Below are 21820 nucleotides of genomic sequence, written 5' to 3'. Positions count from 1 at the left end.
GCTGAAAGCCCGATATAAGTTAAGGCATAGGCCATCAGGAGTTGCGGCTATCAAGCCTCAATTGTCGTCGTCGCCATCACGTTCATCGAGGCCAAGAAGATTCCAGGTCTGCACCATATGCGGTGGCAGTGGCGCTGTAACATCAATGATGCCGCTGCCCGACGGATTGGGAACGCGGATGCGGCGCGCATGCAGATGCAGGCGGTTCTGAATGCCACCCGGAAACGACCAGTTGGTATCGGCTTCAAAATATTTCGGATCACCAATGATAGGGCAGCCAATATGCGCCGCATGAACGCGCAGCTGGTGCGTACGCCCCGTATAAGGCTCCATTTCCAGCCAGGTCAGCACTTGGCCCGCCGATTCAATAACGCGGTAATAGGAAACCGCATGATCGGAATCCGGTTCACCGTGCTGGGCCACACGCATGCGGTCGCCATCGGGAGTGGTTTCTTTAACAAGCCACGTGGTGATCTTGTCCTCGCGCTTGCGCGGAATGCCTTTGACGAGGGCCCAATAGGTCTTCTTTGTTTCACGCTCGCGGAAAGCCGCAGTCAGTGCCTGTGCGGCGCCGCGTGTGCGCGCAACCACAAGAACACCCGACGTATCGCGGTCGAGCCGGTGCACAAGCCGGGGTTTTTCACCCTTCTTGTTGCGCCAGGCTTCCAGCATGTCATCCACATGCCTGTTAACGCCGGAGCCGCCCTGCACTGCCAGACCGGCAGGCTTGTTGAACACAAAAACCTTTGGGTCTTCATAGAGCAGCATCTGGGAAAGGACATCGCCATCTTCCCGGCCGCGAATACTCTTGCCGGTCAAATGCTGGCCATCGGCCTTGGCGTCCACCTGCAACGGCGGAATGCGCACCGACTGGCCCGCCTGCAGGCGTGTGTCCGATTTGGCGCGTGAGCCATCAACCCGGATCTGCCCCGACCGCAGCAATTTCTGCAGGTGTCCGAAACCCAAACCCGGATAATGTACCTTGAACCATCGATCAAGGCGCATTTCCGCCTCGCCGGTGTCAACTGTCTTCTGCTCTACCACTGCCATAATTCATACCTTGTCTAATCAGGCATGCGCTTAGCACTAAGCGACCGCTCTTGCGAGCCATAATCCTAAAAACAGCGCACCAATGCTCAATATGACGCTCAGGAGCACATAAATCAGTGCTGAAAACACCTCACCACGTTCCCATAAGAGCGCAACATCAAGCGAGAAAGAGGAAAAGGTGGTGAAGCCACCCATGATACCGACGGCCACAAACAGGCGAAGTTCAGTCGAACCGTCGAAACGTCGCGCCAGAAGCTCGATAAACAGCCCCATCAACAGGCCGCCAACCACGTTCACGGTCAATGTTCCCCAAGGAAAAGCTGCACCCAAAATCCTGGTCATCAGCAGGCCGACGAGATATCGAGCAACCGAACCGATAGCTCCACCTGATGCAACCAGTAATATTGCGTTCACTTTACCTTGCCTCCGGCGGTTTATTCTTTGAAGTCAAATATTTGACTCATCACGGGACGTTAACAGACGTAGAAAAATGTTCCTTGAACAGACGCGGAAGTGACACATCTTTAGAGCATTGAATATTGCAGCGCACAAGCACCTCATGCAGAGTCAAAATTGAGGAATGTGCGCAGAAGCGGGCATAACGAGCGGAGTGGCAAAGTGTCATTGATACAGATCTATTGGAAATCTCTCCAATATCTCGGGGCGGAAAAGCGTGCGACCACGTTTATCTGCCTGGTCAACGTTGCCTTGGCCCTGACAATGCTGTTTGAGCCTGTTCTTGTGGGCCGCGTCATTCAGGCGATTACAGTTAAATCCAATATCTGGCCGCCTCTCAGCCAGCTGGCCGGTGTTGGCCTGTTCCACATCGTTGCCAACGTGCTGGTATCGCGTGAAGCTGACAGGCTTGCGCATCGCCGTAAACTGTCGGTGTTGACGGAAGCCTACAATCGCGTGATCAGCATGCCGCTTGCCTGGCATCATCAGCGCGGCACGTCCAATGCCATGCACACGCTTTTGCGCGCTATTGAAACCCTGTTCAGCCTCTGGCTCGAATTCATGCGCACCCATCTTGCAACCGCTGTTGCGCTCGTGGGCCTTGTTCCCATGGCCCTGTCGCAGGACTGGCGTCTGGCATCGGTTCTCGCCGTTCTTGGTGTCGTCTATGTCATCGTCAGCCGCGTTGTAACGGCAAAGACCAAGGATGGTCAGGCACAGGTTGAGCGCCACCATATTCAGGCATTCAGCCACGTGACGGACTCAATGGGCAATATCTCTGTTCTGCAGAGCTATAACCGCATTGATGAAGAAACACGCGCCCTGCAGTCTTATACAAAGCAGTTGCTGGATTCACAGTATCCGGTTCTAAACTGGTGGGCTCTGGCTGCCGGTATCAACCGCATGGCCTCGACAATCTCGATGGTGGTGGTCCTGTTCCTCGGTTCCTATTTCGTCATTCAGAACCAGTTGAATGTTGGACAGGTCGTGGCATTCACCGGTTTTGCTGCCCTGCTGATCAGCCGTCTTGACCAGCTGAGCGCCTTCGTGAACCAGATTTTTGCTGCTCGCGCCAAGCTTGAAGACTTCTATGAGATGGAAGACTCCGCTGCTTATCAGGCTGAGCCAAAGGCTGTGCACGACATCGACAATGTCAGCGGTGAAGTTGAATTCCAGAACGTGTCATTCGATTTTGCCAAATCGACACAGGGTCTGAAGAATGTCTCGTTCAAGGCCAAGGCGGGTCAGACGATCGCTATCGTCGGTCCAACGGGCGCTGGCAAGACAACGCTCATCAACGTGCTCCAACGCGTTTATGACCCGAAGGAAGGCCGTGTGCTGGTGGATGGCATCGACACGCGCACGATCAGCCGCCGTTCGCTGCGCAATGCGATTGCCACGGTGTTCCAGGATGCGGGTATGTTCAACCGCAGCATCGAGGATAATATCCGCGTTGGCCGTCCGAATGCGACCGATGAAGATGTTGCAGCCGCAGCAACTGCTGCCGATGCAAGCGACTTCATCCTGTCAAAATCGGCAGGCTTTGATACGATGGTTGGTGAGCGTGGTTCGCAGCTTTCGGGTGGTGAACGTCAGCGTGTTGCAATTGCCCGCGCTATCCTGAAGGACGCGCCGATCCTCGTACTTGACGAAGCAACGAGTGCGCTCGACGTTGAAACGGAAGCACGCGTCAAGGTTGCGGTCGACAAGCTGTGCCAGAACCGCACGACATTCATCATTGCGCACCGTCTGTCGACCGTACGTGATGCCGATCTTGTGCTGTTCATGGATCGCGGCGAAATCGTTGAGTCCGGTAGCTTTGACGAGCTGGCGCACCAGAACGGCCGCTTCACTGCGCTGCTCAAGGCCGGTGGCCTCAAGCTTGATGACGACACGACCAATGTCACGCCGTTCCCGCGCAAGCCGGAAGCTGCGGCGTAAAACCTTACATAAGCACTTAAAATGCAAAAGGCCGCTTCATCTGAAGCGGCCTTTTTTGTTCATTCTAAAACCGCAGATTTTCTGCCAAATCGGTGGTTCGTGGTTCGTGGTTCGACAAGCTCACCATGAGGGAGAGTGAGGATGCAACGCTAATCGCAGAGATTGCAGATCAAAAAGGTTGCAGAACAAAAAGGTTGCAGATCACAAAGGTTGCAGAATATAGCTCCCTTTCATCACCCCTCTCCCTCATGGTGAGCTTGTCGAACCACGAACCCCGAATCACACATCACCAATTTTGCAGGTGACTACTCACCGCGTTCAACTCTCAGCCGGTTCCAATATTCGATACGCTTGCGGATTTCACGTTCAAAGCCGCGCTCGGGCGGATTGTAAAAAGTCTGACGGCCAAGGGCATCAGGAAAATAGTTCTGGCCGGAAAACGCTTCGGGCTGATCATGATCATAGGCATAGCCCTTGCCATAGCCCTCACCCTTCATAAGCTTTGTCGGCGCATTCAGAATGTGTTTGGGCGGCACAAGCGAGCCATTCTCCTTGGCCACCCGCATCGCTGCCGCAAACGCCGTATAAACAGCGTTCGACTTGGGCGCAGTGGCGAGATAGACGCAAGCCTGCGCCAGAGCCAATTCACCCTCAGGCGAGCCCAGATAATCATAGGCATCTTTGGCAGCGTTGCATATGACCAGAGCCTGCGGATCGGCAAGACCGATATCCTCGCTTGCCATGCGCACGAGACGCCTGCCAATGAACAACGGGTCTTCACCCGCATCAAACATGCGGCAGAGATAATACAGAGCCGCATCAGGATCAGAACCGCGCACCGATTTGTGCAAGGCTGAGATCAGATTGTAATGCCCGTCCTGCCCCTTGTCATAAACAGGAGCCCGGCGCTGGACGATCTGCTGGACGCGCTCGACATTGAAGATTTCTCCTTCACGCGCCGCGCGCCAGACTTCCTCGGCAAGCGTCAGGATTGCCCGGCCGTCACCATCGGCCATGCGCACGAGGCTCGCCCGTGCTTCCTCATCGAGAGGCAATGGTTTGCCTTCGTGCTCCTCGGCCCGTTGCATCAGCGCTATAAGGCTGGCTTCGTCATGCGGATGAAAGACGAGCACACGCGCCCGCGACAGAAGAGCGGCGTTCAGCTCAAATGATGGGTTCTCCGTCGTAGCACCCACGAGAACAATCGTCCCGTCTTCCATGACTGGCAGAAACGAATCCTGCTGGGCACGATTGAACCGATGAATCTCATCGACGAATAATAATGTTTGGCGACCGGACATTTTTCGCGCCCGTGCCATCTCGAAAACCTTTTTCAGGTCGGCAACACCGGAAAAAATCGCCGATATCTGTTCGAAGGCAAGATTTGTTTCACCTGCAAGCAAACGTGCAACGGTGGTCTTGCCGGTGCCGGGCGGGCCCCAGAAAATCATCGATCCGAGCGAGCCTGACGCGATCATGCGCGTCAAAGCACCTTCGGGACCGGTCAGGTGTTCCTGACCGGTCACCTCACCAAGAGATCGCGGACGCAAACGGTCGGCAAGCGGCCTGCTCCGGTCCGAAGCCGGATCGTCCTTCGCCGAAAATAGATCCGTCATTGTCCTGCAAGCCTCATCTAGCGAATGATCTGGCGGATGACCGCACCGCCGCGTTCAAACTCGAAGCGCCACAATACGGGCGAACTGGACATCACCGCCGTCAAATCTGCGACCGTGGTAATATCGCGACCGTTGACCTTGCGCACAATATCGCCTGGCTGCAAACCAATACGAGCTGCCGGGGTATCGGGGAAAATCTTCTCGACCGCAACACCTGTGGTATCGCCCGACAGACGCAGACGCGTCGCACTGCTTGGTGTGAGGGTAATAACCTGCGCTCCGGAAAGCGGGTTCTTGCCTTGAATCACCGCCTTGCTGCTTGGATCATCAGGCCTTGGCTTCTCCAGAACCAGAGAAATCACCTTCTCCTTGGACCTGCTCAGAACGCCAAGCTTCACAGTCTTGCCAATTCCCGCGGTCGACAGGCGATATCCAAGTCCATCAAAATTCTCGATACGGAAATCGTCCACGGACAAAACCACATCACCAACCAGAAGCCCGCCCTTTTCGGCCGGTCCATCCTTGACGACACTGGTTACCAAGGCACCGTAAGGCTGCTTCATTCCAAGACCTTCGGCGACATCAGACGTTACGTTCTGGAACGTCGCGCCAATATATGGGCGTTGGAATGTGTCGCCGCCCTGCTTTGCTGTGTCGACAACGGCACGCACCATGTTGGAAGGAATGGCAAAACCGATACCGACAGAACCGCCAGAGCGGGAGAAAATCGCTGTATTGATACCGACAAGCTTGCCATCCATGCCGATCAAGGCACCGCCGGAGTTGCCGGGATTAATAGCGGCATCGGTCTGAATGAAGAAGTCAAAATCAGAAATACCAACCCGGGTGCGGGCTTGTGCCGAGACAATGCCGCTCGTCACGGTTTGACCGACACCAAAGGGGTTGCCAATTGCCAGAACCAGATCACCGACCTCAACCTTGTCTGAGTCGGCAAGTTGCAGGACCGGAAACTGCTCATTCGCATCGATCTTCAGAATGGCAAGATCGGTCGATTCATCTTTGAGAAGAACGCGTGATTCAAATTCGCGTCCATCGGATAATGCGATCTTCACTGTTTCCGCATCGCGAATGACGTGGTTATTGGTGACGACGATACCCGTTGGATCAACGATGACACCGGAACCGAGCGAGGATTGAATGCGCGGCGGGCCATTGAATTTGCCACCGAAGAACTGCTCGAAGAAGGGATCGCCGGAGAAAGGCGAGCGCTGCTGCACTTCGCGTGCCGCATAAACATTGACAACCGCTCCCGCAGTCTGTTTGACAAGCGGCGCAAAGGACAATTGCGTATCCGCACGGGTTGCCGGGACCTGCTTTGTCGTATCAACAGCCGTTTGCGCATAAACTGGCGCTGTCATACCGGACATAAGTGCCGTGCAAATAAGAAGCGTCCGTGCTGATAGTGCAATTCTGGAAGAACTCATATCGATCTCCTGTACTGATGAATCAGTAAAGCTTGTCAATCCAATGTGCTGAATTTCATAGGAGATACCAGCCATGAAACAAAGCAAATTTGAGACATGGCGGCTCTCGCCTAAAATACGCGATCACGATTAATCTATCACAGGGGGTTGCGGAAGGCTTCCAACAGAAAAGGGGCCCGTAAAGGCCCCTATCCTTATATCCACCAATGCAAAAGCGCAGATTATGCGGCTTCAGCTTCGCTTGCCTGTTCAGCAGCAACGCGGGCCAAATCCTTGGAACCCTTGGCGCTGACATCACGATCAACAAATTCGACCACTGCGAGCGGTGCATTGTCACCGGTGCGGAAGCCTGCCTTCATGATGCGGATGTAGCCGCCATTGCGCTGGCCATAACGCGGAGCAAGCGTGTCAAACAGCTTTGCTACGAGCTTGGCGTCGCGAATTGCCGAGATCGCCTGACGACGAGCATGCAGATCACCGCGCTTGCCGAGTGTGACAAGCTTTTCAACGATTGGACGAATTTCTTTAGCCTTGGGCAGCGTTGTAACGATCTGCTCATGCTCAATCAATGATGCAGCCATATTGGCAAACATCGCCTTACGATGGCTGGCAGTCCGGTTAAGCTTGCGGCCTGAATTACCGTGGCGCATGAGCCTTCTCCTTCAATTTCTCTTTTCGGGCTCACGGCCCGGGCTTTGTTGTCGGGCAAAAGCCCGGGTTCTTAATACTGGTCTTCGTAACGCTTCGCGAGATCTTCAATGTTTTCTGGCGGCCATGATGGGACTTCCATACCAAGATGGAGACCCATGGAAGCCAGAACTTCCTTGATTTCGTTTAGCGACTTGCGACCAAAGTTTGGTGTGCGCAGCATTTCTGCTTCTGTCTTCTGAATAAGATCGCCAATGTAAACGATATTATCATTCTTCAGGCAGTTTGCCGAGCGTACGGAAAGTTCGAGTTCATCGACCTTCTTGAGCAGAGCCGGATTGAACGCAAGTTCAGTAACCTGTTCCTGCTGTACTTCCTTCTGCGGCTCGTCGAAGTTGACGAAGATCGCCAGCTGGTCCTGCAGAATGCGTGCTGCATAAGCAACAGCATCTTCACCGGAGATTGAACCATCGGTCTCAATCTGCAGGATAAGCTTGTCATAATCGAGAACCTGTCCCTCACGGGTGTTTTCGATCTTGTAGGAAACCTTGCGAACCGGTGAGTAGAGGCTATCAACCGGGATCAAGCCGATTGGCGCATCTTCTGCACGGTTGCGGTCAGCCGGAACGTAGCCCTTGCCGGTGTTAACGGTGAATTCCATGCGGATTTCAGCGCCTTCATCGAGCGTGCAGATCACGTGTTCCGGATTGAGGATTTCGATATCGCCAACCGTCTGAATGTCGCCAGCCGTTACAACGCCTGGGCCTTCCTTGCGGACGACCATGCGCTTCGGACCGTCGCTTTCCATGTGGATAGCGATTTCCTTGATGTTAAGGACAATGTCCGTCACATCTTCACGAACGCCGGGGATCGATGAGAATTCATGCAGAACGCCATCAATCTGTACGGCAGTCACGGCAGCGCCGCGCAGTGAAGACAGAAGCACACGGCGCAGAGCATTGCCGAGCGTCAAGCCAAAGCCGCGTTCAAGCGGCTCAGCGACAACAGTTGCCTTTGTCTTCGAGCCGGAGGTCTGGAACTCGACCTTGTTCGGCTTGATCAATTCTTGCCAGTTTTTCTGGATCATCTAGTTTTTCCCTATCCTTGCCATGCCACCATCCAATCGTGACAATGAAGCGTGGAAACCGTAGAGGAACTGAATTTCAGCTCATACGGCCAAATCTTGTCGAAACAGATTAGACGCGGCGACGCTTGCGCGGGCGGCAACCATTGTGCGGGATCGGTGTCACATCGCGGATCGATGTAATCGTGAAACCAGCAGCCTGGAGTGCACGCAGAGCCGATTCACGGCCGGAGCCCGGTCCGCAAACTTCAACTTCGAGCGAACGCATGCCATGTTCCTGTGCCTTCTTGGCACAATCTTCAGCAGCCATCTGTGCAGCGAAAGGCGTGGATTTACGTGAACCCTTGAAGCCCTGCGCACCGGCGGAGGACCAGGCAATTGCATTGCCCTGCGCATCCGTGATGGTGATCATCGTGTTGTTGAATGTCGAATTAACGTGGGCAACGCCCGACGAAATATTTTTACGCTCGCGGCGGCGAACGCGTGTGGCTTCCTTGGCCATAGTAGTCCTTTCAGTTGATCTCGACGCCTCCGTATTTCCAGAGGCTCCACCATGGTTTCAGTTAAAGTGCGAAACCGGCACTGTATATCTCTGCACAAAGCAGAACCGGCGCAGCGAACCGCGCCGGAGTGATCTTACTTCTTCTTGCCGGCGATTGCCTTGGCAGGACCCTTACGGGTACGCGCATTGGTATGCGTACGCTGGCCACGAACTGGCAGGGAGCGACGATGACGCAGACCGCGATAGCAGCCCAGATCCATCAGACGCTTGATGTTCATCGAAACTTCACGACGCAGATCACCTTCTACATGGTAATCACGATCGATGGTTTCACGAATCTGCAATACTTCGGCATCGGTCAACTGATTGACACGACGCTCCGCAGGAATGCCGACCTTAGCGACGATTTCCTGTGCAAACTTTTGACCAATCCCGTGAATGTACTGAAGCGCGATAACAACGCGCTTATTCGTCGGGATGTTGACGCCAGCAATACGAGCCACGTCTGTTCTCCTTGTTAACCGGCAGAGCTGGGCAGTCAACGCGACCGGCCAGATGACGGGATGAAAATGATATCCGGGACAAACATAAACGATCAGCCCCGAACCTGCTTTACCGGATCGGCGCCGATCGCTTCATATCCAAGCGAATTTCCGCCGTCTTTGAAGGAATCGCTTCGAAAAGTCAACTCCTCCCGTACATTTTTGTCGAAAACTAAAGTTCCGCCAAAATCTTTTCGATTGATGCGGTGACTTCTTCGAAGTCCGCCATGCCATCAACCTTCTTCAACTTGCCCTTGGCATAGTAATAGCCAATCAGGGGCGAAGTCTGCTTGTAGTAAGCTTCGAGCCGCGTGCGGACCGTTTCAGCATTGTCATCGGGACGCCGCTTGAATTCCGTCGAACCGCATTTGTCGCACACACCCGGTACCTTGGGCTGCTTGTTGGTGTCGTGATAACCCGTGCCACACTTGGCGCAGGTATAACGTCCGGAGATTCGCTCGACGAGCACATTGTCGTCGACCTCAAGCTCGATGACACAATCAAGCTCAAATCCCTTGTCCGACAGCATGTCCCCCACAGCATCGGCCTGGACAAGTGTCCGGGGATAACCATCAAGAATAAAGCCATTGGCCGCATCGGGCTGATCAATGCGCTCTGAAACGATCGCATTGACAATTTCGTCGGATACCAGCTTGCCGGCATCCATGACAGCCTTGGCGCGCAAACCGACATCGGTTCCGGCTTTGACTGCGTCCCGCAACATGTCCCCAGTGGAGAGCTGCGGTATCCCTAGTTTCTCTACCAAGCGCTGAGATTGAGTTCCCTTACCTGCCCCCGGTGGTCCGAGAAGTATTAATCTCATCTGTTCCGCTTCCCTCCACGGAGCTTAGACTTCTTGATAAGCCCCTCATATTGATGCGCGATCAGGTGACCCTGGATCTGTGCAACCGTATCGAGCGTGACGCTCACGACAATCAGCAGCGATGTACCGCCGAGATAGAATGGAACGCCAGCCCAGGAAATCAGGAACTCCGGCAGCATGCAGATCAATACGAGATAGGCTGCGCCGAGAACCGTGATGCGGGTCAAAACGTAGTCGATATATTCGGCTGTACGTTCACCGGGACGAATGCCGGGAATAAAGCCTGAATGCTTCTTCAGCTGGTCGGCAGTGTCCTTCGGATTAAAGACAAGCGCCGTGTAGAAGAAAGCAAAGAACACGATCATCGCGGCATAGGAAGCCATATAGAGCGGCTGGCCATGACCAAGTGAAGAAAGGATCGTCGTTGCCCAGCCCGGAAGGTTCTGGTTGTTGGCAAAACCGGCAATGGTGGCAGGCAGGAGCAACAGCGAAGACGCGAAGATCGGAGGAATAACACCGGCTGTATTGAGCTTCAGCGGCAGGTGCGATGTATCGCCCTGGAACATGCGATTGCCCACCTGACGCTTCGGATACTGGATCAGAAGACGGCGCTGTGCACGTTCAACAAAGACGATGATACCAATGACTGCAATCGTCAGAACAATGATTGCAAGGATGATAGGCGTAGACAAAGCGCCGGTACGGCCGAGTTCCAGCGTGCCGGAGATGGCCTGTGGAAGGTTTGCGACAATACCGGAGAAGATGATCAGCGAAATACCGTTGCCGATACCGCGCGCTGTAATCTGTTCACCCAGCCACATCAGGAACATGGTTCCGCCAACGAGCGTGATAACGGTCGAAAACAGGAAGAATGGTCCGGGATTGGTGACAATGCCCTGACTGCCCTGCAGACCGACGGCAATGGCATAGGCCTGAACCGTCGCCAGCAGCACCGTGCCATAGCGTGTATACTGGTTGATGACCTTACGGCCCTGCTCGCCATCTTTCTTGAGCTGCTCAAGCGCCGGAATAACCGACGTCATCAGCTGAACGATAATCGACGCGGAAATGTAGGGCATGATGCCGAGCGCAAAGATCGCCATACGAGCGACCGCGCCACCAGCAAACATGTTGAACATGCCGAGAATGCCTTGGGCCTGATGATTGAAGGCCTGGGCATAGGCACCAAGATTAATGCCGGGAAGCGGAATGTAGGTTCCGAGCCGGTAAACCAGCAATGCGCCTAATGTAAACCAAATGCGCTTTTTGAGCTCTTCGGCTTTGGAAAAAGCAGAGAAATTAAGATTGGAGGCGAGCTGTTCAGCGGCTGATGCCATAAGTAGTCTCCGGTCTGCGCCCGTCAGGCACTGACGGTCCTACCCAGATATGTGCCGTTACTGCGCCGAGCATTCCTAATCGGAATAAGGAATGCATCAGCACCAGGATTTTCCCATCATATTTACCAAAAGAACGATGCGGGATTTTTTTGGTAAATATGATCGGGCAAGACAAGATACAAGCGGCGACCCGGAAGGCCGCCGCTCATTTCATAGATTTATTCTGCAGCTGCTGCAACAGCAGGAAGCTTGACCGAACCGCCAGCCTTTTCGATCTTTTCGATCGCGACCTTGGAGGCGCCAGCAACTTCAACCGTTACCGCAGTGGTGATTTCACCACCGGAAAGCAGACGGACACCGTCTTTTGCACGGCGAATAATGCCAGCGGCTTTCAGGGTTTCAATCGTGATCGCAACCTTGGCATCGAGCTTCTTGGCATCGATAGCAGTCTGGATGCGGCCAACAGATACTTCATTGAAATTCTTCATGAAGATGTTGGTAAAACCGCGCTTTGGCAAGCGACGATAAAGTGGCATCTGTCCGCCTTCGAAGCCGTTGATGGCAACGCCGGAACGGGACTTCTGGCCCTTCACACCGCGACCGGCAGTCTTGCCGGAGCCGGAGCCGATACCACGGCCAACACGCTTGCGAGCCTTGGTGGCGCCTTCGTTTTCACTCAGATCATTGAGTTTCATTTGATCAATCTCCGGAGTTCTTAAGCCTCGTCCACAACGCGGACGAGATGCTGAACTTTCGCAATCATGCCACGGACGGAAGGTGTATCTTCCAGAACCCGGCGACGATGCATTTTATTGAGGCCCAGGCCAACAAGCGTTGCACGCTGTTCTGCCGGACGGCGGATAGGGCTGCCGATCTGTTCGACCGTAACCGTCTTACCCTTCTTCTTCTCAACCATGACTTATATCCTTTAGTCTACAGCTAGCGGGACCGAGATCCCTGCCCTGCTGCGCCAGCTTCTGGCCTATTCTTCCGAACCGACCACGTCGCGGCGACGAGCCTGCAGTGTGGAGTACTTGATACCGCGCTGGGCAGCGATGTCCTTGGGATGCATCTGGTGCTTCAAGGCATCGAATGTCGCACGAACCATGTTGTATGGGTTCGACGAGCCGAGCGACTTGGCAACAACGTCCTGTACACCAAGCGTTTCGAAAACGGCACGCATTGGACCACCGGCGATGATACCAGTACCAGCTGTTGCTGCACGAAGCAGAACCTTGCCGGCGCCATGACGGCCATGAACATCGTGATGAAGTGTACGGCCTGAACGCAGCGGTACGAAAATCATCTCGCGCTTGGCAGCTTCAGTGGCCTTGCGGATGGCTTCCGGCACTTCACGTGCCTTGCCATGACCAAAACCAACGCGGCCCTTCTGATCGCCAACGACGACGAGAGCTGCAAAACCAAAACGCCGGCCGCCCTTGACGACCTTGGCGACGCGGTTGATGTGAACTAGCTTGTCAACGAATTCGCTATCGCGCTCTTCGTTGCGGCCGCGATCCTCGCGGTTCCGTTTTTCCTGTGCCATGCTCCTAATTCCTTTTTCTTTTCCGGTAGCACGAATGATAGTAGCGAAATCCGGCTTACAGGAGACAAGCCCCTGCAGTCCCGGATCTCGAAAGTGTTTGCCTTAGAAGCTGAGACCAGCTTCGCGAGCAGCTTCAGCAAGTGCCTTTACACGGCCGTGGTAAATATAGGCACCACGATCAAAGACAACTTCCTTGATGCCAGCCTTGACAGCGCGCTCTGCAACGAGCTTGCCGATCAGGGCCGCAGCATCCGAATCTGCACCGGTCTTCAGCTTGCCCTTAAGGTCAGCTTCCAGAGTGGATGCGGATGCAATAGTGTGTCCACGCGCATCATCAATGATCTGCGCATAGATATTCTTCGAAGAACGGTGGACGCTGAGCCGCGGACGGTCACCGGCAACCGCCTTGAGCTGGCGGCGAACACGCGAAGCGCGACGCTGAATGATTTCTTTCGGCGATGCCATGACACGAATTCCTTACTTCTTCTTACCTTCTTTGCGAACGATCTTCTCGCCCGCATACTTCACGCCCTTGCCCTTGTAGGGTTCTGGACCACGATATTCGCGGATCTCAGCGGCAACCTGACCAACCTGCTGCTTGTCGATGCCAGTGATGACGATTTCCGTCGGCTTCGGCACTGCAACTGTAATACCTTCCGGTACCTGGTAGACCACTTCGTGGCTGAAACCGAGCGACAGCTGGACATTCTTGCCCTGCATAGCCGCACGATAACCAACACCATTGATCTCGAGACGCTTTTCAAAACCGTCCTTAACACCTGTGAAGATGTTGACGATCATCGTGCGGCTCATGCCCCACTTCGACCGTGCGGTCTTGCTGCTGTCGCGTGGATCAACGCGAACGGCGTTATCTTCAAACTTGACCAGAACTTCGTCGTTGGCGACAAAGCTCAGTTCACCCTTGGGGCCCTTGGCCTTGATGGTCTGGCCGTCAACGCTGGCGGTTACGCCTGCCGGGACTGCCACTGGTTTTTTACCGATACGAGACATTTTTCAAACCTTTTCCAGCCAGCGCTTAGAATATACGGCAGAGCAATTCGCCGCCGACATTCTGTTCACGTGCCTCGTGGTCTGCCATCACGCCCTTCGGCGTCGACAGGATTGAAATACCAAGACCGTTCGCAACCTGCGGGATCGACTTGACCGAAACGTAAACGCGGCGGCCAGGCTTCGAAATACGGGTAATCTCACGGATTACTGGTACATTCTCAAAATACTTCAGTTCGATTTCGATTTCGGACTTGCCGTTTTCAAAATCAACCTGGCTGTATCCGCGGATATAACCTTCGGACTGAAGAACATCCAGAACGCGTGCGCGCAGCTTGGAAGCAGGTGTAGAAACCTTGCCCTTCTTGCGCATGATTGCGTTACGGATACGTGTCAGCATATCGCCGAGAGGATCTGTCATAGACATCTGTCTTCTCCCTTACCAGCTCGACTTCACGATGCCAGGCACCTGGCCGAGCGAACCCAGCTGGCGCAATGCGATACGCGACATTTTCAGTTTGCGGTAATAACCGCGCGGACGGCCCGATACTTCACAACGATTGCGAATACGAACCTTGGTGGAATTGCGTGGCAGTTCTGCCAGCTGGATAGTCGCGCGGAAGCGCTCATCCAGAGGAAGCGACTGATCCATCACGATTGCCTTCAAACGAGCACGCTTTGCAGCAAACTGCTTGACGAGCAAACCACGGCGCTTGTTCTTTTCGACTGCGCTAGTCTTTGCCATTTCAAATACCTCGCTACGCTTGCCGTTACTGGCGGAAGGGGAAGTTGAAGGCGCGCAAAAGAGCGCGTGCTTCATCATCCGTCTTCGCAGTCGTGCAAACGATGATGTCCATGCCCCAGATCTGATCAACCTTATCGTAGTTGATTTCCGGGAACACAATGTGTTCCTTGATACCCATGGCAAAGTTGCCACGACCATCAAAGCTCTTTGGGTTCAGACCGCGGAAATCTCGAACGCGCGGCAGCGCGATCGTGATCAGACGATCCAGGAATTCGTACATACGCTCTTTACGAAGCGTAACCTTCGTGCCGATCGGCATATTCTCACGTACCTTGAAGGTAGCGATCGAATTACGCGCCCGGGTAATAACCGCCTTCTGGCCAGCAATCAATGCCAGATCTTCAGATGCGACAGTTGGCTTCTTGGAATCAGCAGTCGCTTCACCAACGCCCATGTTAAGAACAACTTTGGTGATGCGGGGAATCTGCATCTCGTTGTCATATTTGAACTGCTCGAGAAGATCCTTACGTACCACTTCAAGGTACTGCTTCTTCAAGCGTGGTTCGATCTTTGCAGCTGGATTAGCCATCGATCTGGTCTCCCGAACGCTTTGCTACACGTACCTTGTCGCCGTTTTCGAGGACCTTGAAGCCAACACGGGTCGGCTTGCCATCCTTGGGGTCGGCAATAGCAAGATTGGACAGATGGAGCGGCGCTTCTTTCGAAATAATGCCAGCTTCCTGAGTCTGTGTCTGCTTCTGGTGACGCTTGACAACGTTGATGCCACGAACGAGCGCCTGCTCATCCTTTGGCAAAACTTTGATTACTTCGCCGGTACGACCTTTGTCCTTACCAGCAAGAACGACAACGCGGTCGCCTTTACGGATTTTCTGCATCGTCTGCTCCTTTAGAGTACTTCTGGAGCCAGCGAGATGATCTTCATGTGGTTCTTTGCGCGAAGTTCGCGCGGAACCGGTCCGAAGATACGCGTGCCGATAGGCTCTTTCTTGTTGTCGATCAGGACTGCAGCGTTCTTGTCGAAACGAATAACGCTACCATCTGCGCGACGGATGTCCTTGGCTGTGCGAACAACCACAGCCTTCATCACGTCACCCTTTTTTACACGGCCGCGCGGAATTGCTTCCTTGATCGAAACGACAATAATGTCGCCGACCGAAGCATACTTCCGCTTCGAGCCGCCCAGCACCTTGATGCACATGACACGACGGGCGCCGGAATTATCCGCGACGTCGAGGTTTGTTTGCATCTGAATCATGACTAGCCGCCTTCTTCTTGTTCAACCGGACTGGGCTTTCCTTGCCCCTCGCGATTGTTGCGTACTTACATACAGATAGTTAATTAACTCGCCGGGGCGTCTGTTACGACAACCCAACGCTTGTCTTTCGAAATCGGCTTCGATTCCTGAATGGAAACGGCATCGCCGACCTTGAACTGGTTGCTCTCGTCGTGCGCCTTGTACTTCTTGGACTGGCGCACAGTCTTCTGGAGGAGCGGGTGCGAATAGCGCCGCTCGACCTTGACCACGACGGTCTTGTCGTTTTTGTCGCTGACGACAACGCCCTGCAGAATGCGTTTAGGCATGGTTTTCTTCCTTAAGCCTTGCTCTCGACCGCTTTCTGGCGGGCGACTGTCTTGATGCGCGCTATATCACGGCGGATCTGCCTGACACGAGCGGTTTTTTCCAACTGGCCGGTTGCTTTCTGGAAGCGCAGATTAAACTGCTCTTTCTTCAGGCCAGCCAACTCTTCATTCAACTGATCGAGGCTCAAGGCCCGGACTTCTGCGGATTTCATAACATCCACCCCTTATTCTGCGATGCGCTGAATAAAGCGCGTCTTGACCGAAAGCTTGGCAGCACCAAGGCGAAGAGCCTCACGAGCCACGTCTTCCGGAACGCCGTCGAGCTCAAACATGACGCGGCCTGGTGCTACACGGGAAGCCCAGTAGTCCACGGAACCCTTACCTTTACCCATGCGGACTTCGGTAGGCTTCGATGTTACTGGCACATCCGGGAAAATCCGGATCCACACACGGCCCGCACGCTTCATGTGACGGGTAATTGCACGGCGAGCGGCTTCGATCTCACGCGCGGTTACGCGGTTCGGCTCGAGGGCCTTCAGGCCGAAAGCACCAAAATTAAGATCCGTGCCGCCTTTCGACGCGCCGTGGATACGGCCCTTGAACTGCTTGCGGAACTTTGTGCGCTTAGGCTGCAGCATTGTTCTCTACTCCAAAATTCTCTTTCCGGAAAGACGCTATTTTAAGCGTTTTCGCGGCGACGGTTCTGACCCTGATGACCATCACCTTCAACAGCGCGACGTTCGGAGGCCATTGGGTCATGCTCAAGGATTTCGCCCTTGAATACCCAGACCTTGACGCCACAGATGCCGTAGGCGGTGTGTGCTTCAGCAGTTCCGTAATCGATATCGGCACGAAGTGTATGCAAAGGCACACGGCCTTCACGGTACCATTCCATACGCGCAATTTCCGCGCCGCCAAGACGACCCGAGCAATTGATACGAATGCCTTCTGCACCAAGACGCATGGCCGACTGAACGGCACGCTTCATGGCACGGCGGAATKCAACACGGCGTTCCAGCTGCTGAGCGATGGACTGCGCAACCAGTACTGCGTCTGTTTCCGGCTTGCGGACTTCAACGATATTGAGAGTTGTGTCCGCGTTTGTCATTTCTGACAGCTTGCGGCGCAGCTTCTCGATATCGGCGCCCTTCTTGCCGATGATCAGACCTGGACGTGCAGCATGGATCGTAACGCGGCACTTCTTGTGCGGACGCTCGATCACCACCTTGGAAATGGCAGCCTGCTTCAATTCGTCCATCAGATACTTGCGGATCTTCAGGTCTTCATGCAGCAGCTTGCCGTATTCACCTGTGTTCGCGTACCAACGCGAGTCCCAGGTCCGGTTGATGCCAAGGCGGAAGCCAACCGGATTAATCTTCTGGCCCATTATGCGGCCTCCCCTTTTTCCTCAACTTCGCGGACAACGATCGTCAGATGCGAGAATGGCTTCTCGATCCGGCTTGCACGACCGCGACCACGAACGTGGAAACGCTTCATCACGATTGACTTGCCAACATAGGCTTCAGCAACAACCAGAGCATCAACATCCAGGTCATGGTTGTTTTCTGCGTTGGCAATAGCTGATTCGAGAGTCTTTTTCACCGTTCCTGAAATGCGCTTGCGCGAAAATTCCAGATCGGCAAGAGCGGCGTTAACCTTCTTGCCACGGATCATAGCCGCCACCAGATTTAGCTTCTGAGGGCTGATACGGAGCGTACGGGCAACGGCTTTCGCCTCGTTGTCCTTAAGCTGGCGCGGAGCCTTAGCCTTGCCCATCTTTATTTCCTCTTCGCTTTCTTATCCGCGCCATGACCGTAATAGGTACGCGTCGGAGCGAATTCACCAAACTTGTGACCGATCATCTCTTCGTTGACCGAGACCGGCACATGCTTGTTACCATTGTACACACCGAAGGTCAGACCGACGAACTGTGGCAGGATCGTGGAGCGACGGCTCCAGATCTTGATAACTTCACTGCGACCGCCCTCACGTACCTTCTCAGCTTTCTTGAGAAGATAGCCATCGATGAACGGGCCTTTCCAAACTGAACGAGCCATTTCAGACTACCTCTCTTACTTCTTGCGCTGATGACGCGAACGAGCGATGAACTTGTCCGTCGACTTGTTGGAGCGCGTCTTCTTGCCCTTCGTGGGCTTGCCCCACGGAGAAACTGGATGACGACCACCGGACGTACGACCTTCACCACCACCGTGCGGGTGATCAACCGGGTTCATGGCAACACCGCGAACGTGCGGGCGCTTGCCAAGCCAACGGCTGCGGCCTGCCTTACCAAGGCTGATATTGCCATGGTCAGGATTGGATACTGCACCGACCGTGGCAAAGCACGAACCGTGGACGAGGCGCTGTTCACCTGAGTTCAGGCGAAGGATTGCCATGCCCTGGTCGCGGCCAACGAGCTGCGCATAGGTACCGGCGGAGCGAGCAATCTGACCGCCCTTGCCTGGCTTCATCTCCACATTGTGGATGATGGTACCAACAGGGATCGACGACAATGGCATCGCATTGCCTGGCTTAACGTCTGTCTGTGCGCCAGCAATAACGCTATCGCCAACAGCCAAACGCTGCGGAGCCAAGATGTAGCTCAACTCACCGTCTTCGTAGCGGATGAGAGCAATGAATGCGGTCCGGTTCGGATCGTATTCAAGGCGTTCAACCTTGGCAGCCACGTCATGCTTGCGGCGCTTGAAATCTACAAAGCGGTATGTGCGCTTGTGACCACCACCCTGATAGCGTGCAGTCACGCGACCGGTGTTGTTACGACCACCCTTTGAATGAAGACCTTCGGTCAAGGCCTTGACAGGCTTGCCCTTGTAGAGCTCCGAACGGTCCACAATCACCAGCTGACGCTGGCTTGGTGTGGTTGGATTATAATGTTTGAGTGCCATTGTCTTTACTCCACGGCCCCTCAGAGACCAGTCGAAACATCGATCGACTGCCCTTCGGCAAGCGTCACGACTGCTTTCTTGACATCACTCTGGCGCCCGACGATGCCGCGGAACCGCTTCACCTTGCCTTTGCGCACAGCTGTATTGACTGCAGTAACCTTCACGCGAAACAGCGCTTCGACTGCGGCCTTGATTTCCGGCTTCGTTGCCTTGCGGGCTACGTTGAAGACGACCTGGTTATGTTCAGAAACCAAGGTCGACTTTTCCGTAATAACCGGGCTGACGATCACGTCGTAGTGGCGAAGATCGGTCATTTGAAACGCTCCTCGAGAGCTTCAACTGCAGCCTTGGAAAGCACGAGCTTGCCGCGACGCAGGATGTCGTAAACATTGATGCCCTGAATTGGCAGAACATCGATGTTCGGGATGTTCGAAGCAGCACGACGGAAATTCGCATCAATCTCGGCACCGCCGATGAGAAGCGCATTTTCGAAGCCCAGCTTGGCGAACTGCGAAACAAGTACCTTTGTCTTTGCATCGGCAGAAGCCAGATCATCGATGATGATGAGTTCTGAAGCCTTTACCTTGGCAGACAGGGCATGACGGAGCGCAAGAGCGCGAACCTTCTTCGGCAGGTCATGATCGTGGCTGTGAACAACCGGACCATGAGCCTTACCACCGCCGCGGAACTGCGGAGCACGTGCCGAATGGTGACGGGCGCGGCCCGTACCCTTCTGCTTGTACATCTTGGCGCCGGTGCGTGCGATTTCCGAACGACCCTTTGCCTTGTGCGTGCCCTGCTGCTTGCGGGCAAGCTGGTAACGGACCATGCGCTGAAGGATGTCGTCGCGTGGCTCAAGACCGAAAATCTCTTCCGAGAGTTTGACCTTGCCGGCGTCTTTGCCTTCAAGTGTTGTAATTGTGAGATCCATTATTCGGCTCCCTCGGTTGTCTGAGCTACTTCTGCATCAGACACAGCTGCTGCGGTGTTTGCGGCCTGGCGAACACCAGCTGGCTTGGGAGCAGAAGCTGGCAGCGCTACCTTCATGGCATCGCGAACCAAAATCCATGCACCCTTGGAACCAGGAACAGCACCACGAACCAGAATAAGACCACGATCCAGATCGGTCGAAACAACTTCGATGTTCTGGGTCGTCACGCGGGTCTGACCCATGTGACCGGCCATCTTCTTGCCCTTGAACACTTTACCCGGGTCCTGACGCTGACCGGTCGAACCGTGAGCGCGGTGGGTTACCGAGTTACCGTGTGTGGCGCGGTGACCACCGAAGTTGTGGCGCTTCATCGAACCGGCAAAACCTTTACCGATCGATGTACCCGTCACATCAACCTTCTGACCAACGACGTAATGCTCGGCCGTGATCTCAACACCGACATCCAATAGGTTGTCAGCAGAAACGCGGAACTCAGCCACTTTCGCCTTTGGCTCAACAGAGGCCGTCGCGAAATGACCGCGCAGTGCCTGTGTTGTATTCTTTACTTTGGCCAGGCCAACACCGAGCTGAACGGCAGTGTAGCCATTCTTCTCGACTGTACGCTGAGCCACAACCTGACAATTCTCCATCCGGAGTACTGTCACCGGCACATGCTCACCTGCGTCATTGTAGACGCGAGTCATGCCCAGTTTCTGTGCAATTACACCTGAACGCATCGGTTCGTCCTTCCGTCCTCAAGCCTTACAGCTTGATCTCGACATCAACACCAGCGGAAAGATCGAGCTTCATCAGCGCGTCTACTGTCTGCGGGGTTGGGTCTACGATATCGAGAAGACGCTTATGTGTGCGCATCTCGAACTGTTCGCGGCTCTTCTTGTCGATGTGCGGCGAGCGATTAACCGTGAACTTCTCGATCCGCGTAGGAAGCGGGATCGGTCCGCGCACATTGGCACCGGTACGCTTGGCAGTCGACACGATTTCCCGCGTCGAATCGTCAAGGATCCGATGATCAAACGCCTTGAGGCGAATGCGGATGTTTTGACCGTTCATTTCATCTTTTCCTTGTTTAGCGGAGACGCCTATAACAGGCGTCCCTGCATAAAACCTTAATATTATTCAATGATCGAAGCGACGATGCCTGCACCGACGGTGCGGCCACCTTCACGGATAGCGAAGCGGAGCTTCTCTTCCATTGCGATCGGCACGATCAGCGTCACATCAACAGAGATGTTGTCGCCGGGCATAACCATTTCCGTGCCTTCCGGCAGTGTTACGACACCCGTCACGTCGGTCGTGCGGAAGTAGAACTGCGGACGGTAGTTGGAGAAGAATGGCGTATGACGGCCACCTTCGTCCTTCGTCAGGATRTAGGCTTCTGCCTTGAACTTGGTGTGCGGCTTGACCGAACCTGGCTTGGCAAGGATCTGGCCACGCTCRACGTCTTCACGTCCAACGCCGCGGATCAGCGCGCCAATGTTGTCGCCTGCCTGGCCCTGATCGAGCAGCTTGCGGAACATTTCAACGCCGGTAACCGTCGTCTTTGTCGTCGGCTTGATGCCGATGATTTCAACTTCTTCACCAACCTTGACAATACCGCGTTCAACGCGGCCCGTCACA

At 54.5% G+C, this 21820-nt stretch carries 33 protein-coding genes; 1 reads left to right on the top strand and 32 read right to left on the bottom strand.

Annotated features, from left to right (window positions below; all coding sequences use genetic code 11):
* Window positions 1-57: 57 nt before the first annotated feature.
* Both AB4Y96_RS23775 and crcB read right to left on the bottom strand, forming a co-directional pair.
* A complete protein-coding gene (locus tag AB4Y96_RS23775) occupies window positions 58-1050 on the bottom strand; it encodes an RluA family pseudouridine synthase (RefSeq protein ID WP_441920334.1) in 993 nt (330 codons plus the stop codon).
* A gap of 36 nt (window positions 1051-1086) precedes the next feature.
* Window positions 1087-1464, bottom strand: coding sequence for a fluoride efflux transporter CrcB (crcB, locus tag AB4Y96_RS23770; protein ID WP_091876965.1), 378 nt, complete (start codon window positions 1462-1464; stop codon window positions 1087-1089).
* 204 nt (window positions 1465-1668) lie between these two features.
* On the opposite strand from crcB, the gene AB4Y96_RS23765 reads away from it, so the two are divergent.
* Window positions 1669-3447 carry a glucan ABC transporter ATP-binding protein/ permease gene (locus AB4Y96_RS23765; protein ID WP_091876967.1) on the top strand — a complete coding sequence of 593 codons (1779 nt, stop codon included), beginning with the start codon at window positions 1669-1671 and terminating at the stop codon, window positions 3445-3447.
* Between the two features lie 305 nt (window positions 3448-3752).
* On the opposite strand, the gene AB4Y96_RS23760 is transcribed toward AB4Y96_RS23765, so the two are convergent.
* The 30 genes from AB4Y96_RS23760 to AB4Y96_RS23615 all read right to left on the bottom strand — a co-directional run.
* Window positions 3753-5063, bottom strand: coding sequence for a replication-associated recombination protein A (locus AB4Y96_RS23760; RefSeq protein ID WP_441920331.1), 1311 nt, complete (start codon window positions 5061-5063; stop codon window positions 3753-3755).
* A gap of 17 nt (window positions 5064-5080) precedes the next feature.
* Window positions 5081-6508 carry a DegQ family serine endoprotease gene (locus AB4Y96_RS23755; RefSeq protein WP_441920329.1) on the bottom strand — a complete coding sequence of 476 codons (1428 nt, stop codon included), beginning with the start codon at window positions 6506-6508 and terminating at the stop codon, window positions 5081-5083.
* A 221-nt stretch (window positions 6509-6729) separates the two neighbouring features.
* Window positions 6730-7158 carry a 50S ribosomal protein L17 gene (gene rplQ, locus AB4Y96_RS23750; protein ID WP_091876971.1) on the bottom strand — a complete coding sequence of 143 codons (429 nt, stop codon included), beginning with the start codon at window positions 7156-7158 and terminating at the stop codon, window positions 6730-6732.
* Between the two features lie 71 nt (window positions 7159-7229).
* Entirely contained in the window at window positions 7230-8243 is a 1014-nt protein-coding gene (locus tag AB4Y96_RS23745; protein ID WP_091876973.1) for a DNA-directed RNA polymerase subunit alpha, read from the bottom strand.
* Window positions 8244-8352: 109 nt separating this feature from the next.
* Window positions 8353-8742, bottom strand: coding sequence for a 30S ribosomal protein S11 (rpsK, locus tag AB4Y96_RS23740; protein ID WP_008124952.1), 390 nt, complete (start codon window positions 8740-8742; stop codon window positions 8353-8355).
* Between the two features lie 134 nt (window positions 8743-8876).
* Complete coding sequence (gene rpsM, locus AB4Y96_RS23735; RefSeq protein ID WP_091876975.1) at window positions 8877-9245, bottom strand: 30S ribosomal protein S13; 369 nt, start codon at window positions 9243-9245, stop codon at window positions 8877-8879.
* 211 nt (window positions 9246-9456) lie between these two features.
* A complete protein-coding gene (locus AB4Y96_RS23730) occupies window positions 9457-10107 on the bottom strand; it encodes an adenylate kinase (RefSeq protein ID WP_091876976.1) in 651 nt (216 codons plus the stop codon).
* Window positions 10104-11444, bottom strand: coding sequence for a preprotein translocase subunit SecY (gene secY, locus AB4Y96_RS23725; RefSeq protein ID WP_091876978.1), 1341 nt, complete (start codon window positions 11442-11444; stop codon window positions 10104-10106). The genes AB4Y96_RS23730 and secY overlap by 4 nt, the downstream gene beginning before the upstream one ends.
* A gap of 218 nt (window positions 11445-11662) precedes the next feature.
* On the bottom strand, window positions 11663-12139 hold the full coding sequence (gene rplO / locus AB4Y96_RS23720) for a 50S ribosomal protein L15 (RefSeq protein WP_091876979.1): 477 nt from the start codon (window positions 12137-12139) through the stop codon (window positions 11663-11665).
* Between the two features lie 20 nt (window positions 12140-12159).
* Window positions 12160-12360 (bottom strand): 50S ribosomal protein L30, encoded by a 201-nt coding sequence (gene rpmD, locus AB4Y96_RS23715; protein WP_091876981.1) that lies wholly within the window; start codon window positions 12358-12360, stop codon window positions 12160-12162.
* A gap of 66 nt (window positions 12361-12426) precedes the next feature.
* Window positions 12427-12990 (bottom strand): 30S ribosomal protein S5, encoded by a 564-nt coding sequence (rpsE, locus tag AB4Y96_RS23710; protein WP_091876982.1) that lies wholly within the window; start codon window positions 12988-12990, stop codon window positions 12427-12429.
* Window positions 12991-13092: 102 nt separating this feature from the next.
* Window positions 13093-13455 (bottom strand): 50S ribosomal protein L18, encoded by a 363-nt coding sequence (gene rplR / locus AB4Y96_RS23705; protein WP_091876984.1) that lies wholly within the window; start codon window positions 13453-13455, stop codon window positions 13093-13095.
* 12 nt (window positions 13456-13467) lie between these two features.
* Complete coding sequence (gene rplF / locus AB4Y96_RS23700; RefSeq protein ID WP_091876986.1) at window positions 13468-14001, bottom strand: 50S ribosomal protein L6; 534 nt, start codon at window positions 13999-14001, stop codon at window positions 13468-13470.
* A 25-nt stretch (window positions 14002-14026) separates the two neighbouring features.
* Window positions 14027-14425 (bottom strand): 30S ribosomal protein S8, encoded by a 399-nt coding sequence (rpsH, locus tag AB4Y96_RS23695; RefSeq protein WP_091876988.1) that lies wholly within the window; start codon window positions 14423-14425, stop codon window positions 14027-14029.
* A 12-nt stretch (window positions 14426-14437) separates the two neighbouring features.
* A complete protein-coding gene (gene rpsN, locus AB4Y96_RS23690; RefSeq protein WP_091876990.1) occupies window positions 14438-14743 on the bottom strand; it encodes a 30S ribosomal protein S14 in 306 nt (101 codons plus the stop codon).
* Window positions 14744-14768: 25 nt separating this feature from the next.
* Window positions 14769-15332, bottom strand: coding sequence for a 50S ribosomal protein L5 (gene rplE, locus AB4Y96_RS23685; RefSeq protein WP_091876992.1), 564 nt, complete (start codon window positions 15330-15332; stop codon window positions 14769-14771).
* Window positions 15325-15639 carry a 50S ribosomal protein L24 gene (gene rplX, locus AB4Y96_RS23680; RefSeq protein WP_091876995.1) on the bottom strand — a complete coding sequence of 105 codons (315 nt, stop codon included), beginning with the start codon at window positions 15637-15639 and terminating at the stop codon, window positions 15325-15327. Before rplX ends, rplE begins: the two co-directional genes overlap by 8 nt.
* An 11-nt stretch (window positions 15640-15650) precedes the next feature.
* Window positions 15651-16019: a 50S ribosomal protein L14 gene (rplN, locus tag AB4Y96_RS23675; RefSeq protein WP_068881785.1), complete on the bottom strand. Its 369-nt coding sequence runs from the start codon at window positions 16017-16019 to the stop codon at window positions 15651-15653.
* An 83-nt stretch (window positions 16020-16102) separates the two neighbouring features.
* Window positions 16103-16345 carry a 30S ribosomal protein S17 gene (rpsQ, locus tag AB4Y96_RS23670; RefSeq protein WP_091876997.1) on the bottom strand — a complete coding sequence of 81 codons (243 nt, stop codon included), beginning with the start codon at window positions 16343-16345 and terminating at the stop codon, window positions 16103-16105.
* Window positions 16346-16356: 11 nt separating this feature from the next.
* Window positions 16357-16557: a 50S ribosomal protein L29 gene (gene rpmC / locus AB4Y96_RS23665; RefSeq protein WP_091876998.1), complete on the bottom strand. Its 201-nt coding sequence runs from the start codon at window positions 16555-16557 to the stop codon at window positions 16357-16359.
* A 12-nt stretch (window positions 16558-16569) separates the two neighbouring features.
* Window positions 16570-16983 carry a 50S ribosomal protein L16 gene (gene rplP / locus AB4Y96_RS23660; RefSeq protein WP_091877000.1) on the bottom strand — a complete coding sequence of 138 codons (414 nt, stop codon included), beginning with the start codon at window positions 16981-16983 and terminating at the stop codon, window positions 16570-16572.
* A 41-nt stretch (window positions 16984-17024) separates the two neighbouring features.
* Entirely contained in the window at window positions 17025-17732 is a 708-nt protein-coding gene (rpsC, locus tag AB4Y96_RS23655; RefSeq protein ID WP_441920323.1) for a 30S ribosomal protein S3, read from the bottom strand.
* Window positions 17732-18121 carry a 50S ribosomal protein L22 gene (gene rplV / locus AB4Y96_RS23650; RefSeq protein WP_091877004.1) on the bottom strand — a complete coding sequence of 130 codons (390 nt, stop codon included), beginning with the start codon at window positions 18119-18121 and terminating at the stop codon, window positions 17732-17734. Before rplV ends, rpsC begins: the two co-directional genes overlap by 1 nt.
* Window positions 18122-18123: 2 nt before the next feature.
* Window positions 18124-18402 (bottom strand): 30S ribosomal protein S19, encoded by a 279-nt coding sequence (gene rpsS / locus AB4Y96_RS23645; protein ID WP_008124912.1) that lies wholly within the window; start codon window positions 18400-18402, stop codon window positions 18124-18126.
* A gap of 15 nt (window positions 18403-18417) precedes the next feature.
* A complete protein-coding gene (rplB, locus tag AB4Y96_RS23640) occupies window positions 18418-19251 on the bottom strand; it encodes a 50S ribosomal protein L2 (protein ID WP_091877005.1) in 834 nt (277 codons plus the stop codon).
* Between the two features lie 20 nt (window positions 19252-19271).
* On the bottom strand, window positions 19272-19565 hold the full coding sequence (locus AB4Y96_RS23635; protein ID WP_091877007.1) for a 50S ribosomal protein L23: 294 nt from the start codon (window positions 19563-19565) through the stop codon (window positions 19272-19274).
* Window positions 19562-20182: a 50S ribosomal protein L4 gene (gene rplD, locus AB4Y96_RS23630; protein WP_091877008.1), complete on the bottom strand. Its 621-nt coding sequence runs from the start codon at window positions 20180-20182 to the stop codon at window positions 19562-19564. The genes AB4Y96_RS23635 and rplD overlap by 4 nt, the downstream gene beginning before the upstream one ends.
* Window positions 20182-20919, bottom strand: a complete 738-nt coding sequence (gene rplC, locus AB4Y96_RS23625; protein WP_091877010.1) for a 50S ribosomal protein L3 — start codon at window positions 20917-20919, stop codon at window positions 20182-20184. Before rplC ends, rplD begins: the two co-directional genes overlap by 1 nt.
* Before the next feature lie 25 nt (window positions 20920-20944).
* Entirely contained in the window at window positions 20945-21253 is a 309-nt protein-coding gene (gene rpsJ / locus AB4Y96_RS23620; RefSeq protein ID WP_008124902.1) for a 30S ribosomal protein S10, read from the bottom strand.
* A 62-nt stretch (window positions 21254-21315) separates the two neighbouring features.
* Window positions 21316-21820, bottom strand: a 505-nt coding sequence (locus AB4Y96_RS23615; protein ID WP_441920319.1) for an EF-Tu/IF-2/RF-3 family GTPase, incomplete at its 5' end; no start/stop codon positions are given.

It is taken from the genome of Phyllobacterium sp. TAF24 (assembly GCF_052113785.1).
GTDB lineage: Bacteria > Pseudomonadota > Alphaproteobacteria > Rhizobiales > Rhizobiaceae > Phyllobacterium.
This window is presented reverse-complemented; position numbering and strand designations above follow the sequence as displayed.

What these genes read in the sequence shown, in the direction of transcription:
- AB4Y96_RS23775 (WP_441920334.1), bottom strand. Translation starts at nt 1,050, where the DNA reads ATGGCAGTGGTAGAGCAGAAGACAGTTGACACCGGCGAGGCGGAAATG.
- AB4Y96_RS23760 (WP_441920331.1), bottom strand. Translation starts at nt 5,063, where the DNA reads ATGACGGATCTATTTTCGGCGAAGGACGATCCGGCTTCGGACCGGAGC.
- AB4Y96_RS23755 (WP_441920329.1), bottom strand. Translation starts at nt 6,508, where the DNA reads ATGAGTTCTTCCAGAATTGCACTATCAGCACGGACGCTTCTTATTTGC.
- rplQ (WP_091876971.1), bottom strand. Translation starts at nt 7,158, where the DNA reads ATGCGCCACGGTAATTCAGGCCGCAAGCTTAACCGGACTGCCAGCCAT.
- AB4Y96_RS23745 (WP_091876973.1), bottom strand. Translation starts at nt 8,243, where the DNA reads ATGATCCAGAAAAACTGGCAAGAATTGATCAAGCCGAACAAGGTCGAG.
- rpsK (WP_008124952.1), bottom strand. Translation starts at nt 8,742, where the DNA reads ATGGCCAAGGAAGCCACACGCGTTCGCCGCCGCGAGCGTAAAAATATT.
- AB4Y96_RS23730 (WP_091876976.1), bottom strand. Translation starts at nt 10,107, where the DNA reads ATGAGATTAATACTTCTCGGACCACCGGGGGCAGGTAAGGGAACTCAA.
- secY (WP_091876978.1), bottom strand. Translation starts at nt 11,444, where the DNA reads ATGGCATCAGCCGCTGAACAGCTCGCCTCCAATCTTAATTTCTCTGCT.
- rplO (WP_091876979.1), bottom strand. Translation starts at nt 12,139, where the DNA reads ATGAAACTCAATGATCTGAGTGAAAACGAAGGCGCCACCAAGGCTCGC.
- rpmD (WP_091876981.1), bottom strand. Translation starts at nt 12,360, where the DNA reads ATGGTTGAGAAGAAGAAGGGTAAGACGGTTACGGTCGAACAGATCGGC.
- rpsE (WP_091876982.1), bottom strand. Translation starts at nt 12,990, where the DNA reads ATGGCACAGGAAAAACGGAACCGCGAGGATCGCGGCCGCAACGAAGAG.
- rplR (WP_091876984.1), bottom strand. Translation starts at nt 13,455, where the DNA reads ATGGCATCGCCGAAAGAAATCATTCAGCGTCGCGCTTCGCGTGTTCGC.
- rplF (WP_091876986.1), bottom strand. Translation starts at nt 14,001, where the DNA reads ATGTCTCGTATCGGTAAAAAACCAGTGGCAGTCCCGGCAGGCGTAACC.
- rpsH (WP_091876988.1), bottom strand. Translation starts at nt 14,425, where the DNA reads ATGTCTATGACAGATCCTCTCGGCGATATGCTGACACGTATCCGTAAC.
- rpsN (WP_091876990.1), bottom strand. Translation starts at nt 14,743, where the DNA reads ATGGCAAAGACTAGCGCAGTCGAAAAGAACAAGCGCCGTGGTTTGCTC.
- rplE (WP_091876992.1), bottom strand. Translation starts at nt 15,332, where the DNA reads ATGGCTAATCCAGCTGCAAAGATCGAACCACGCTTGAAGAAGCAGTAC.
- rplX (WP_091876995.1), bottom strand. Translation starts at nt 15,639, where the DNA reads ATGCAGAAAATCCGTAAAGGCGACCGCGTTGTCGTTCTTGCTGGTAAG.
- rplN (WP_068881785.1), bottom strand. Translation starts at nt 16,019, where the DNA reads ATGATTCAGATGCAAACAAACCTCGACGTCGCGGATAATTCCGGCGCC.
- rpsQ (WP_091876997.1), bottom strand. Translation starts at nt 16,345, where the DNA reads ATGCCTAAACGCATTCTGCAGGGCGTTGTCGTCAGCGACAAAAACGAC.
- rpmC (WP_091876998.1), bottom strand. Translation starts at nt 16,557, where the DNA reads ATGAAATCCGCAGAAGTCCGGGCCTTGAGCCTCGATCAGTTGAATGAA.
- rplP (WP_091877000.1), bottom strand. Translation starts at nt 16,983, where the DNA reads ATGCTGCAGCCTAAGCGCACAAAGTTCCGCAAGCAGTTCAAGGGCCGT.
- rplV (WP_091877004.1), bottom strand. Translation starts at nt 18,121, where the DNA reads ATGGGCAAGGCTAAGGCTCCGCGCCAGCTTAAGGACAACGAGGCGAAA.
- rpsS (WP_008124912.1), bottom strand. Translation starts at nt 18,402, where the DNA reads ATGGCTCGTTCAGTTTGGAAAGGCCCGTTCATCGATGGCTATCTTCTC.
- rplB (WP_091877005.1), bottom strand. Translation starts at nt 19,251, where the DNA reads ATGGCACTCAAACATTATAATCCAACCACACCAAGCCAGCGTCAGCTG.
- AB4Y96_RS23635 (WP_091877007.1), bottom strand. Translation starts at nt 19,565, where the DNA reads ATGACCGATCTTCGCCACTACGACGTGATCGTCAGCCCGGTTATTACG.
- rplD (WP_091877008.1), bottom strand. Translation starts at nt 20,182, where the DNA reads ATGGATCTCACAATTACAACACTTGAAGGCAAAGACGCCGGCAAGGTC.
- rplC (WP_091877010.1), bottom strand. Translation starts at nt 20,919, where the DNA reads ATGCGTTCAGGTGTAATTGCACAGAAACTGGGCATGACTCGCGTCTAC.
- rpsJ (WP_008124902.1), bottom strand. Translation starts at nt 21,253, where the DNA reads ATGAACGGTCAAAACATCCGCATTCGCCTCAAGGCGTTTGATCATCGG.